A 12,351-nucleotide genomic window follows, 5' to 3' on the forward strand; every position below is an offset into this window, starting at 1 on the left:
GAGTTTACAAAACTCAACTTAAGAACATAAAAATTAATCAAACAGCCCATTCTTTAAGCATTCCTTAGCACTTAAATCAATTAACCTAGTATAAAATTTCAGTATGAACACCTACAAGTGGATGATCAATCCGTTTGGTTTATCTGGAAAGTCGCCAGATTCCTTTGATTTGCCAATCTAATCGCTGCCATCAGATTCGCCAACCACTGTTTCCCCATTAATGGTGTTCATATTTCAAGCATTAGTTTTTTACACTACACAGTTTACATTAGAGGTTAGGTACTATGGCTATTATTAACGGAACTCCCCAAAACGATGACAACACTGGTGCTTCATTTGGAGGCTTTTTAGGTCTAGTTTTGCAGACCAAGAACTTTCGTCCGGCTCTAATTGGTACTCTTGGCGATGATCAGATCTTCGGTGATGCGGGAACCGATATCCTTGTAGGATTGGCCGGTAACGATCTTTTGGATGGTGGTCCTGGCGCGGACACCATGTTTGGTGGTTTCGGTGACGATACCTACATTGTCGATGATGCCGGGGATTTAGTTGGAGAGTGGCTAGACACAGATGGCACAGATTTAGTCGAATCTTCAGTGACCTATTCATTAAACGGTCCCACCTTTTCTTTGCCAGGTATCAGTGGACTTGCTAATAATACTGCTGCCGCCCTGCCCGTGATCGGACTAGGTCCTGTTGACTATGCTCTTTATCTAGGACTGACGTTACTTGATTTAACCCCTCAATTTATTGAGAATCTAACTTTGACCGGTACGGATAACATTAACGGTGAAGGTAATGCCCTAGATAACGTAATTACTGGTAACAACGAAAATAACATCCTATCTGGTCTAGGGGGAAATGACACCATCTACGGTATGGGGGGGGATGACACCATATCCGGCGGTGATGGAGACGACAGCATACTCGGTGGTGACGGAAATGACAGCATATCCGGTGGTGATGGAAATGATTTCCTGAACGGGAATGTGGGAGATGATTTTTTAAACGGGAATGTAGGTGATGATACTGTCAGGGGCGGGAAAGGCAATGATACCGTCAGGGGCGGGAAAGGCAATGACAGCTTATACGGCGATCTGGGAGATGACAGCGTATTTGGTGATCTCGACAATGACACCCTATTTGGTGGCCAAGGCAATGACACCATGGATGGTGGCGACGATTATGACACTGCCCACTATGGAGACCTTGAAGATAGTGGTGACCAGGCTATTACCCTAAAAGGCACTGGTGACCTATCCTTAACCGTAGAAAAGGGCGCTCTGGGCACAGATACGCTCCTCAACATCGAAGAAGTCATTGCCAATGGTGGTGCTAACAATAACACCATCGACTTTTCTGGCGCTGTTTCACCGGTTAATGTAGATTTGAGCGCTGAAACTCTGTCTTCCCCCAACGAAACTGATCCCACTTTTTCTCTAGCAAAAGTCATTAACTTTGATGATGTTATCGGCACTAGTGGTAATGATAGTATTACCGGCGATGCTCAAGACAACATCCTAAAAGGAGGGGGGGGCAAGGACACCATCTTTGGGGGCGATGGAAATGACTTTATCTCTGGTGGTGCAGAAAAGGACATTCTAACTGGTGGTTCTGATAATGACCTGTTTGACTACACTACTCTGACTGATTCTCAGATAGGCATTTCCTGGTTCAACATTAATTTGTCTAAGGTTGATGTCATTACTGATTTTACAATTGGGCAAGATAAGTTCTTTGTTCAAGAGGTACCAACTGACGGTATCCTTCCAGGTGTTCGCCAACTGAGCGCTAATAGCATCTTTGGACTGGGGATAACAGTTCTTGGCTTGTCAACTCTTGGCGCCTATGACGCCGCTCAAATTACCGTAGGTTCACGCACCTTTGTGGCTATCAACGATGGCTCAATTGGCTTTAATGCTAGCAAGGATGCGTTCATCGAATTGACTAACTTTAGCGGCACATTAACGACTAACGATTTTACCAACATACTTCCTGTTTAAAAGTGACGTATATCAAGTCTGATCGTTGATCTACTGAATAACTCCCGCCTCTAATTCATCGTATTGGGGGCATTTTTTTGTTCTTTTGCCGGAGCAATACTGCCAAAGGCGCTGAAACTAAATTCGTCCGGGCTGATGTCATACCGCAAAATTCTGGCGGTGATACCCCGATTTTCCAATCTTTTCAAGCTGAGGTTATCGCTAAAACTACCGATGATGCTGTTGAGAATATTGGTATTAATACGGCGGCCGTTGAGGATGGCGCTGGGGTTCACCAGGATTAGGCGATCGCCGTTTTGGATGGAGATGCCGGTTTCGATGGCGATGGCTAATTTTTCTAGTTCAGCATTGGGTTCCAATTGTTGCCCCAGTTCTAAGTTAATGCCTAGGCGATCGTCTTCAAGGAAATCCACCTGGGCATTGAGTAGTTGAAAGCGGGGCACATCTGCCGGCACTCGTTGGTCAATTTGTTTTTGTAACCGTTCTTTAACGGTGGGATTTTGCAAAGCCCGATTCAGGTCAGCTTCGGTGAGCACCAGTTCCGCCGCCCCTTGAAATGGTTGCCGTAGGGCCTGCCTCAGTCCCGCTAGGTTACGGTTTTCCCGCAGGGCTTGTAGATCTACGTCAATGAGATCGGTTTCCAATTGCAATTGTTGAATCCTTAGACTGGGCACTATTTCCAAGCCTCGACTGGCCAGGCGTACCCGTTGGATTTTGCCCTGGATTAGTTGGTAGTTGGGGGCATTATCCACCCGCACCGATAGGTCTTCCACCCCATGGACCCGCTGGCGAATTTGGTTAGCAATTACCTGATCGCCGATGAAGTTAACGGGAGCAAGGAAAGTGAGAAAAGTAGACAGGGCAATGGCGAACCATTCCATAGAAGCCGTTGGGGATGATTGTTTCTCGCCTAGTTTAATGGGTTTTTAGCCAACCAGTAACTAATGGCAACTACCATCACTGACTTTTGCCATGGCCATAGCTTGCCCAGGGTTAATTTAACCAATAGGTTACCCCCAGTAAGAGAGCTAAAAAGGCGATCGCCGTAAAGATAAAACCATTGTCTTTGGTATTCATTCTCCGGGTATCTTCAAACTGGATGGGGGCCGGCTCCGGCTGACGACGAAGGCGACGGGCCATGCGGGGGGTAGTGGGTTTGGTATTTTCCTGGTCGGTTAAATCCGGGATGGGGGTCAACCACTCCTTCGGGCGGGTCAACTGGGGGGCTTGCAAAATTTCCAACACCTGTTGCCCCTGCTTGCGGCACTCAGGATGGGGATGGCGTACCAATTTACGGCAAATCTGTTTAGCTGTGGTCACATCTCCACCGGCCTGGTGGGCCATGGCTAACCACAACTGAGCTTCTCCGCCGCGACGGGTTGCCCCAGCAGAAAGTTTAACCGCTTCCTCAAAGAGGCCAATACTTTGGCGGTAGCGCCCCCGATCAAAAGCAGTTTTTCCTTCCTCAAATTTTTGTTCAAATTGGCCTTGATGATGGGCTCCCATGGCAAAGAACTATTTTTGTCGTTTAATCTTTACCATTACATATACATACCCATAATTTCATAGCCAGAATCGACGTAGATGATTTGCCCAGTAATACCGCTGGAGAGGTCACTGGCCAGGAAAGCCGCTGTATTTCCTACTTCCGTTTGGGTAACAGTGCGCTTCAATGGTGCCACCTCTTCCACGTGGTGAATCATATCCAAAATGCCCCCCACGGCCGAAGAAGCCAAGGTCCGGATGGGGCCAGCGGAAATACCATTGACACGGATATTTTGGGGCCCCAATTCCGCCGCTAGATAACGCACAGTCATTTCTAAACCAGCCTTAGCCACCCCCATCAAGTTGTAATTGGGAATAACTTTCACGCCGCCGAAATAGGTCAGGGTGATGATGCTACCGCCATTGGTCATTAGGGGTTTTGCGCCCCGGGCCAAACGACCAAGGGAATAGGTGCTAATTTCCATGGCTTGACTAAAGGCTTCCTTCGGGATGTCGGTGTAATTGCCCGTTAAACCGGACTTGTCCGCAAAGGCCAAACAATGGATCAAAATATCGAGTTTGCCCCATTTTTCCTTCACCGTATTGAACAAGGCATCCACCTGGGCATCGTCCTGTACGTCCCCCGGCAACACTAGACTTGGGTGCAAAGGCTCAGTCAACTCCCGCACTTTTTTTTCAAATCTGCCTTTGTCGTCTGGAAGATAACTAACGCCAATTTCAGCCCCGGCGTGGTGTAGTTGTTGGGCAATGCCCCAGGCAATGGAACGATTATTGGCGATGCCAGTAACGAAGGCGTGTTTGCCGCTGAGATCTAACATAAAATTTTCCCTGGGAGTGCTCAAATGTGGTAATTGCTCAAAAACTGGTTCGGGGAGCCATTAGCCCCGATCTTTCAATATACCTCCCAGTCCGTACTTCCAAGAAGCCCATCGGGGTAGGGCTAACTATCCACTTAACCCATTGCGGTCTGAACCTGGGACGTTAGCGTTTTTCTGAAATTCTTCTTCACTGGACGGAGTAGTTTTAATGACTTGATCCCGGAGAATTTGCCCATCCTGAAAAGAAATAATCCGTTCTCCATGACTGGCCACGTCGGCTTCGTGGGTTACTACCACAATGGTGATGCCCGTGCTATGTAACTGTTCAAAAATAGCTAACACCTCCTCGGTGGTGTGGGAATCCAACGCCCCAGTGGGTTCATCGGCCAGCAGCAATAACGGTTCATTAACAATGGCCCTGGCGATCGCCACCCGTTGTTGTTGTCCGCCGGACAATTGATTGGGCCGGTTATGTAACCTCTGGCTGAGCCCGACCCTAACCAAGGCGGCAATGGCTTTTTCCTTTCTAGTTTCCGCCGGTATGCCCGCATAAATCATCGGTAACATGACATTTTCCAGGGCGGTCATCTGGGGTAACAGGTAGAACTGCTGAAAAACAAAGCCAATTTTGCGATTACGAATTTTGGCTAACTGGTCAGCGCTTAAACCGGACACATCTTCGCCGTCCAGGAAATAGTGGCCCAGGGTGGGGCGGTCTAGGCAACCAATAATGTTCATCATGGTGGACTTTCCCGATCCAGAGGCCCCCATAATGGCGCAGTAACTACCCCGTTCGATCGCCAAACTGACATCGGCCAAGGCTTTGACTTCCGTTTCCCCCTCTCCATAAATTTTGGATACTCCCTCTAGGCGCAGTAGCACATCACCTTGGGGAGAATGTTGGCGATCGCCCTTGCTGGCCGGGGAATAAGTCATTAACTGGTTTGAATCAAGCATGGAGGCTATCTAGAGCGAACGGCAGACAATGGGGATATTAGTTGTGTTTATCATCATAACGACTTTGATGTTCTAGAATTATGGCAGGGGAGAGATTACAGCGGCTACCGTGTCAATTTAGTACGTCTAAAATGCATGTAATCCGACTTATTCCGAGAATTTACTGTGTCATATAGATAGTAAAACCTCCGTACGGATAAATCCTGAAATACTCAAAAGTTATAGGTTTTTTAAAAATGTTTTGGATTGCTTTTGATAAACTCACAAAGATAGTAGATGATGAAGAGAAAACAGACGTAAAAGAACTAAGTCTTCATAAAAATCAAATAATAAGGAGGTACGTTTTATGGTTTTCCATACATAATGTGTTTCTGTATCTTTGTCTATTAATTATTTTGTTTGTATATGTATTCTTGGGGTGGGATGGTCTTTCTCTACTTCTCATGATGATTGTTTGGATATTAAATTTTATCTATTTCAGCTATGAGACTGTTTCAGTAATTTGTATGTCAATATTTAAATGGAAGATATTAGCGTTTGGCACATTGAGTTCTGCGTTTCTACTAACAATCATTTTCTTGATAATTGAAGAAATAAGCATAAACTATCTACCTCCTGACACTGCCATCACCAGAACAAATCCTATCGCGAGCTTTGTGAGTACATTTATTGTTTTATACATATTATTTTTAGTTGAAGCTTTGCTATACATAAAAATATTGAAACACAAGCACAGGAACTAATAAAATACAGAAATCTTGAATCATGGTTGAGAAAAAATTAAAAGGTCTTTAAGATGATAAAGTCAAAGGTCAAATTTTCGAAATACAGTGTTCATAGCACCAATATAGTACAAATAAATCACCACAAAATAGGAGTTACAGCCGCTTCATGTGTGTCAAGCTGATTCAGAATCCGCTTTCATGGTTAATAATAGAAAATAGCAGATGGTTATTGGCTCTAGACAATGATCCCTCGCCGGTCGTTACAAATTCAAATTTCTGTCTGGAGAAAGCACCATGAAGTTGATTTGGTTACTAATACTTAGTTTTTTTTTCTTTCCTGCCCTGCCTATGGCCAAGAACAAGTAGAAATTGTTGATAGTGCCACTGGGGAGTTGGAAGCGGGGGATTTAAGTTCAGATAATGGGGTGATTTTTGATCTTTATCCTCTCCAGTTAACAGCGGATCAGCCAGTCTTAATTTACCTAGAAAGCCAGGATTTTGACCCCTATCTAATCCTAATGGATGCCCAAGGTAACAAGTTAGCGGAAAATGATGATTTATATAATACTAATGCAGGAATTTTAATCAACCAAATTGATCCCCAAGGATATGGAATAGTTGTTACCAGCAATAAGCCAGGGGTAACGGGCAAATATCAACTAAAAATCATTCTACCCGATGCTAATCAACTAGTTGAAATCCAAGGCCATCAATCCCTCATCCAAGCCCAGGCCATGATGGATGAAGGTTCTAAGGAGTCATTGTTCCAGGCGATCGAGTTATTTACTCAAGGTGTGGAATTCTATCGGCAAATAGGCATTGTTAATCGAGAAATAGTATTTGCCCTCAATCGTTTAGGCACCATCTATTCTGATTTTGGGGAAAACACCAAAGCCCTGGCCTATTATCAAGAAGCGATCCCTTTGGCCCAGCAATTGGCAGACAGTGCCCTAGAGGGAGCTACCCTCAATAATATTGGCAGTATTTACAACGCCTTAGCAGACCGAAGAACGGCCATTGATTATTATCAGCAGGCTCTGGTGTTAATCCGTAAAGCCGGCGATAAAACCGAAGAAATGACCACCATCAATAACCTGGGGGTAGCCTACGATAACCTAGGAGAAAGTGAAAAAGCTTTGCAATATTATGCTGAAGCTGTCGCCCTCGGAAAAAGCCTCAATGATTTAAAAATGATCGGCACTAGCCTCAGCAATATTGGCTTAGCCTACAATAATTTGGGGGAAAGGGAGAAGGCTCTGGAATATTATCAACAGGCCTTGACCATATCCCGTTCCGTCGGCGATCGCCAAGGAGAAGCAGTGCGTTTAAATAATATTGCTTTGGTGTACGACGGCTTTGGAGAAAAGGATAAAGCTTTGCAATATTACATCCAATCTTTAGTGATTGCAGAGGCAGTGGGGGATCAATCTCTCCAGGGTTCAGTAATTAGCAATATCGCCTTAGTTCTAGATGGATTGGGACAAAAGGCTCAAGCTTTAAAATATTATCAACAGGCCTTAGAATTAGCCAGATTGGTAGGCGATCGGTCTGGGGAAGGGGTGAGATTAAATAATATTGCTTTGCTCTACGACAGTGTTGGCGAAAAAGATGAAGCTTTGGCCTATTATCGACAAGCCTTAAAGTTAGCTCAGGAAACTGGCGATCGCCTAGTGGAAGGAGCCATTTTAAGCAATATCGGCTATGTTTATGACGGCTTGGGACAACTAGATCGGGCCATGGACTATTATCAGCAGGCTTTGGCACTCCGTCGAGAAATTAAAGACCGGGATGGGGAAGCTTTAACTTTAAATAATATTGGCACTATTTACTATGCCCGTGGGGATTATGGCCAAGCATTAAATTACTATGAACAGGCTTTATCCCTCAGTAGAGCAGTGAAAAATGTCGGCCTAGAAGCAACAATTTTAAGCAATATTGGTTATGTGGAATTTGACCAAAAAAAATATGATAAATCCACTTTATTTTTAACCCAGGCTATCGATTTATTTGAATCAATTAACAGTGAAGATTTAAGTGATGAATTGAAGGTTTCTTACTTTGATACTTATCTGTACAATTATTTCCGTCTCCAGGAAAGTTTAATTGCCCAAAATCAGCCTACTGTGGCCCTAGAAATTGCTGAGCGGGGTCGGGCCAGGGCGTTGATAGAACTGCTCAATAAGCGTTTTGCTCGGGACGCCAATTTTATCCCCACCGAAAAACCCACCATTGCCGCTCTGAAAAAAATTGCTGGCGATCGCCAAAGTACCCTGGTAACCTACGCCCTGATTCCGACCAAGGATCTGACCTCCCCGGTCAAACTCTACGTCTATGTCATTGCCCCCGACGGCACCATGGAATTCCGCCAGATGGACTTCAACCAAGATTTAAAGGACGTGGATTTTGTGCAATTACTCCAAACCACCAGACAATCCGTCACCAGGCGATCGCCTTCCGATATCATTGCCCGCCGCACCGCCCAGGAAGCCAGTACTTCCCTGCAACAACTCCACCAAATTCTGATCGACCCCATTGCCGATCTGTTACCCAGCAATGCCGATGCCCCCATCATTTTTATTCCCCAGGGTCCCCTCTTTGGCATTCCTTTTCCCGCTCTCCAGGATAGTAATGGTCAGTATTTGATTGATAAACACACCATCCTCACCGCCCCTTCCATCCAAGTGCTGGCCCAAACAGCCCAACAAAAGCAACGACTCAATCGGCAGACATTAAATCTGGGCCCGGCTCTAGTAGTGGGTAATCCCTACCCCTACCCTGACAATCTGAATGACCTAGAAAACGCCGCCAATGAAGCCAAACAAATTGGTCAATTGTTGGGGGTGCAACCCCTCATCGGCAAACAGGCCAGGGAGGAAACTGTCTTGGCCCAAATGCCCCAGGCTGGAGTATTGCATTTTGCTACCCATGCCAGCTTCGACGAGCAAAATGGTTTAGAAAGCGCCATTTACCTAACGGCGGAGCTAGGCCAAAGCAAAGAAGATTTACTGAGCACCTCGGGGCGCATCACGGCGGCGGAAATTTTTGACCATTTTGAAACGAATCCCCTCCATGCGGACATTGCCATCCTCAGTGCCTGTGACACAGGGCAGGGAGAAATAACCGGCGATGGGGTGATCGGCCTTTCCCGTTCCCTCATTGCGGCGGGGGTACCCAGTATTTTGGTTAGCCTCTGGAGTGTGGATGATGCGTCCACCGAAAAACTCATGACCGAGTTTTATCAACAATGGCAACAGGGGGGATTAAGCAAGGCGGCCGCCCTCCGCCAAGCCATGCTCCAACTCAAGCAAGAGTATCCTGAGCCCTATTATTGGGGCGCTTTTACTCTCATTGGCGAAGCAGAGTAATGTTCTTTTTCCCTGGGGCAGTCAATCCATTGTCAAACCCACTTTTAAGGAAAATTTGGCTGGTCAAATTTCCATCTGCAGGTATTTAGCCACCGTTTGCACGTCCTTGTCCCCCCGGCCGGAACAATTGATGACAATGCGTTCGCCATTTTTCAGTTGGGGACAGAGGGTCTCTAAATAAGCAAAGGCATGGGCAGTTTCCAGAGCGGGAATAATACCTTCCAACTCCGATAACCTCTGCAAAGCGGCGATCGCCTCTTGGTCAGTGACGCTGTAATACTCAGCCCGCCCCGCATCTTTGAGATAACTATGTTCGGGGCCGACCCCAGGATAATCTAACCCCGCACTGATGGAATGGGCTTCCGTAACTTGCCCTTCCGTATCCTGCAACAAATAACTCATGGCCCCGTGCAATACTCCCGGTTTACCCATGGTTAAAGTGGCCGCATGTTTACCGGAGACAATGCTTTCCCCCGCCGCTTCAATGCCAATCATTCTAACTTCGGGCTCATCAATGAAATCGTAGAACAGCCCCATGGCGTTGGAGCCGCCCCCCACACAGGCCAACAGCACGTCCGGCAGACCGCCCCATTTTTCCCAAGCCTGTTGCCGGGTTTCCTGGCCAATAACCCGGTGAAAATCCCGCACCATCATGGGGTAAGGATGGGGCCCGGCCACGGAACCGAGGATGTAATGGGTGGTTTCCACATTGGTGACCCAGTCCCGGATCGCTTCGGAAGTGGCATCCTTGAGAGTACCGGTTCCCGCCGCAACAGGTTGCACCCTGGCCCCCAGCAAATTCATCCGAAAAACATTTAATTTTTGCCGCTCCATATCCTGCACCCCCATGTAGATGATGCATTCCAACCCAAAGCGGGCACATACCGTAGCCGTAGCCACCCCATGCTGACCAGCGCCGGTTTCGGCAATGATCCGTTTTTTGCCCATGCGTTTAGCCAACAGAACTTGGCCAAGGGCGTTATTGATTTTGTGAGCCCCTGTGTGATTCAAATCTTCCCGCTTCAGGTATATCAAGGGATGGGAGCCGTCGGGACGGGCATAATGGGCGCTTAACCGTTCCGCAAAATATAGGGGGGAAGAACGGCCGACATAGTCCTTCAGTAACCCCGCCAATTCTTCCTGGAAGGAACTCTCCGCCCGGTAACGATAGTAGGCTTCCTCCAACTCCGTCAGAGCAGGCATGAGGGTTTCGGGCACGTATTTGCCACCGTAGTTACCAAAACGCCCCAGGGCATCGGGGTATTGGTGGCGGGGGGGAGAAAGGGGGGAAGTAGTGTTCACGGACGGTCAGGAAAGGGAATGGGGAAAATGGGTGGGGGTTGGTTGGCTGGGGCATTAATCTCAGCCAATGGCCTGGCAGCCTTCTAACGGACAATGGGAATCAAACGGATCAAATGGGATCACTGGCAGAAGGCCGACGATTAATCACCTGGTCAATCAGGCCGTATTCCTTGGATTCCTCAGCGGACATAAAGAAATCCCGTTCCGTATCAGCAGTGATTTCCTCCAGGGACTTGCCGGTGTGGTTGGCCAAATGTTGGTTGAGTAGTGCTTTGAGGTAAAGAATTTCCTTGGCTTGAATTTCAATATCCGTGGCTTGCCCCTGGGCTCCCCCTAGGGGTTGGTGGATCATAATGCGGGAGTTGGGCAGGCTCATGCGCTTACCTTTGGCCCCAGCACTGAGAAGAAAAGCCCCCATGCTGGCCGCTAAGCCGATGCAGATGGTGCAGACATCGGGACGGATTTGGTTCATGGTGTCGAAAATTCCTAGACCCGCTGAAACCGATCCCCCAGGGGAATTGATGTAGAGATAAATATCCTTTTCCGGATCTTCCGCTTCTAAAAATAGCAGTTGGGCAACAACTAGGTTGGCATTCTCATCCCGGACTTCTTGCCCCAGGAAGACAATCCGCTCCCGGAGTAGGCGGGAATAAATATCAAAGGCGCGATCGCCACGCCCAGACGTTTCAATGACGGTTGGAATCATGGAGAGATGGTGTTGTTACCGTAGTATTCTCCTAGATTGTGCCATATTCTCCGCGCCTAGGGGTTGGGGACCAGGGGATTAGGCTTGGCTAACAACTTGATGGTGTAGATATTCCAGCAATTGGACTAGGACTGCGTTCATGGTGGCAAATCTAGTCTGGTCCACTATCAAAATGGTGGCGGCATCCTGCACAAAGGGGCCAGGGATCAATTCATCGGCACAATTATCCACCAAGGCCTGAGCTGCTGTAGGGGTAGTTTCCAGATGGCATTGCAGACCGATGACCGATCGCCCGATTTGGAAAGCCTGATGCTGACAAGCTTCACTGGAGGCAATCAACTCGGCCCCTGGAGGTAAATCAAAGGTTTCACCGTGCCAATGGAAAACTTCGGTGCTGGGGGGAAACTGAAATAAATCTAACTGTGGCTCACCCTGTTGCCCCATGATAGGAAACCAGCCAATTTCTTTAACAGCGTTGGGGTAAACTCTTGCCCCCAGGGTATTGGCGATGAGTTGGGCCCCCAGACAAATACCCAGCATCGGTTTGCCAGCGGCGATCGCCTGACGGAGGAAGGCTTTTTCCTGCGCCAGCCAGGGATATGCCGCTTCATCATTGACGCTCATGGGGCCCCCCAGGATAATCAACAGGTCAATGGCTACCAAGGGCGGGAAAGTTGGGGGGGAAGACTGCTCAAAAAAACTAGTTTGACCGATGGTGTAGCCTTTACTCCTGAGCCAAGGCTCAATGGCACCAAGGTTTTCAAAGGCAACATGCTGGAAAAAGTGAGCTTGCATATGGTAATTTTCTGAAAATATCCTGGAAGTATTACGGAATTGCTCGAGCCGCTACCAAGAAATGAAATTATTGATAACTAACTGGCGATCGGCATGGTATCGGTATGGTAACAGTAGCCGCAATCAACCAACTACATTGATTTTAACTAGATCATCCCATTGCACAACGGCATT

General features: G+C 47.3%; 9 protein-coding genes. 2 read left to right on the forward strand and 7 right to left on the reverse strand.

Annotated features, from left to right (window positions below; translation table 11 throughout):
• Positions 1-284 precede the first annotated feature (284 nt).
• Positions 285-2,003 carry a calcium-binding protein gene (locus IQE94_RS01310; protein WP_212715636.1) on the forward strand — a complete coding sequence of 573 codons (1,719 nt, stop codon included), beginning with the start codon at positions 285-287 and terminating at the stop codon, positions 2,001-2,003.
• Between the two features lie 50 nt (positions 2,004-2,053).
• Here the strand turns inward: IQE94_RS01310 and IQE94_RS01315 are convergent, their stop codons facing one another.
• From IQE94_RS01315 to IQE94_RS01330, 4 genes are all read right to left on the reverse strand, one after another.
• Entirely contained in the window at positions 2,054-2,884 is an 831-nt protein-coding gene (locus tag IQE94_RS01315; RefSeq protein ID WP_212715638.1) for a DUF2993 domain-containing protein, read from the reverse strand.
• Positions 2,885-2,996: 112 nt separating this feature from the next.
• On the reverse strand, positions 2,997-3,509 hold the full coding sequence (locus IQE94_RS01320) for a tetratricopeptide repeat protein (RefSeq protein WP_212715640.1): 513 nt from the start codon (positions 3,507-3,509) through the stop codon (positions 2,997-2,999).
• Between the two features lie 35 nt (positions 3,510-3,544).
• Entirely contained in the window at positions 3,545-4,327 is a 783-nt protein-coding gene (fabI, locus tag IQE94_RS01325; RefSeq protein WP_212715642.1) for an enoyl-ACP reductase FabI, read from the reverse strand.
• Between the two features lie 126 nt (positions 4,328-4,453).
• Positions 4,454-5,284, reverse strand: a complete 831-nt coding sequence (locus tag IQE94_RS01330; protein WP_223342550.1) for an ABC transporter ATP-binding protein — start codon at positions 5,282-5,284, stop codon at positions 4,454-4,456.
• Between the two features lie 1,150 nt (positions 5,285-6,434).
• On the opposite strand from IQE94_RS01330, the gene IQE94_RS01335 reads away from it, so the two are divergent.
• Positions 6,435-9,374: a CHAT domain-containing protein gene (locus IQE94_RS01335; protein ID WP_223342551.1), complete on the forward strand. Its 2,940-nt coding sequence runs from the start codon at positions 6,435-6,437 to the stop codon at positions 9,372-9,374.
• Positions 9,375-9,437: 63 nt separating this feature from the next.
• On the opposite strand, the gene trpB is transcribed toward IQE94_RS01335, so the two are convergent.
• The 3 genes from trpB to IQE94_RS01350 all read right to left on the reverse strand — a co-directional run bounded on the left by trpB (position 9,438) and on the right by IQE94_RS01350 (position 12,177).
• Positions 9,438-10,676 (reverse strand): tryptophan synthase subunit beta, encoded by a 1,239-nt coding sequence (gene trpB / locus IQE94_RS01340; protein WP_194014404.1) that lies wholly within the window; start codon positions 10,674-10,676, stop codon positions 9,438-9,440.
• 109 nt (positions 10,677-10,785) lie between these two features.
• Positions 10,786-11,382, reverse strand: a complete 597-nt coding sequence (gene clpP, locus IQE94_RS01345; RefSeq protein ID WP_010874060.1) for an ATP-dependent Clp endopeptidase proteolytic subunit ClpP — start codon at positions 11,380-11,382, stop codon at positions 10,786-10,788.
• A gap of 78 nt (positions 11,383-11,460) precedes the next feature.
• A complete protein-coding gene (locus IQE94_RS01350) occupies positions 11,461-12,177 on the reverse strand; it encodes a type 1 glutamine amidotransferase (protein WP_212715646.1) in 717 nt (238 codons plus the stop codon).
• Positions 12,178-12,351 lie beyond the last annotated feature (174 nt).

This window comes from Synechocystis sp. PCC 7339 (genome assembly GCF_019924095.1).
Classification (GTDB): domain Bacteria; phylum Cyanobacteriota; class Cyanobacteriia; order Cyanobacteriales; family Microcystaceae; genus Synechocystis.

Excerpts from the sequence above, each read along its gene's own strand:
- IQE94_RS01310 (WP_212715636.1), top strand. The coding sequence starts at position 285 with ATGGCTATTATTAACGGAACTCCCCAAAACGATGACAACACTGGTGCT.
- IQE94_RS01315 (WP_212715638.1), bottom strand. The coding sequence starts at position 2,884 with ATGGAATGGTTCGCCATTGCCCTGTCTACTTTTCTCACTTTCCTTGCT.
- IQE94_RS01320 (WP_212715640.1), bottom strand. The coding sequence starts at position 3,509 with ATGGGAGCCCATCATCAAGGCCAATTTGAACAAAAATTTGAGGAAGGA.
- fabI (WP_212715642.1), bottom strand. The coding sequence starts at position 4,327 with ATGTTAGATCTCAGCGGCAAACACGCCTTCGTTACTGGCATCGCCAAT.
- IQE94_RS01330 (WP_223342550.1), bottom strand. The coding sequence starts at position 5,284 with ATGCTTGATTCAAACCAGTTAATGACTTATTCCCCGGCCAGCAAGGGC.
- clpP (WP_010874060.1), bottom strand. The coding sequence starts at position 11,382 with ATGATTCCAACCGTCATTGAAACGTCTGGGCGTGGCGATCGCGCCTTT.
- IQE94_RS01350 (WP_212715646.1), bottom strand. The coding sequence starts at position 12,177 with ATGCAAGCTCACTTTTTCCAGCATGTTGCCTTTGAAAACCTTGGTGCC.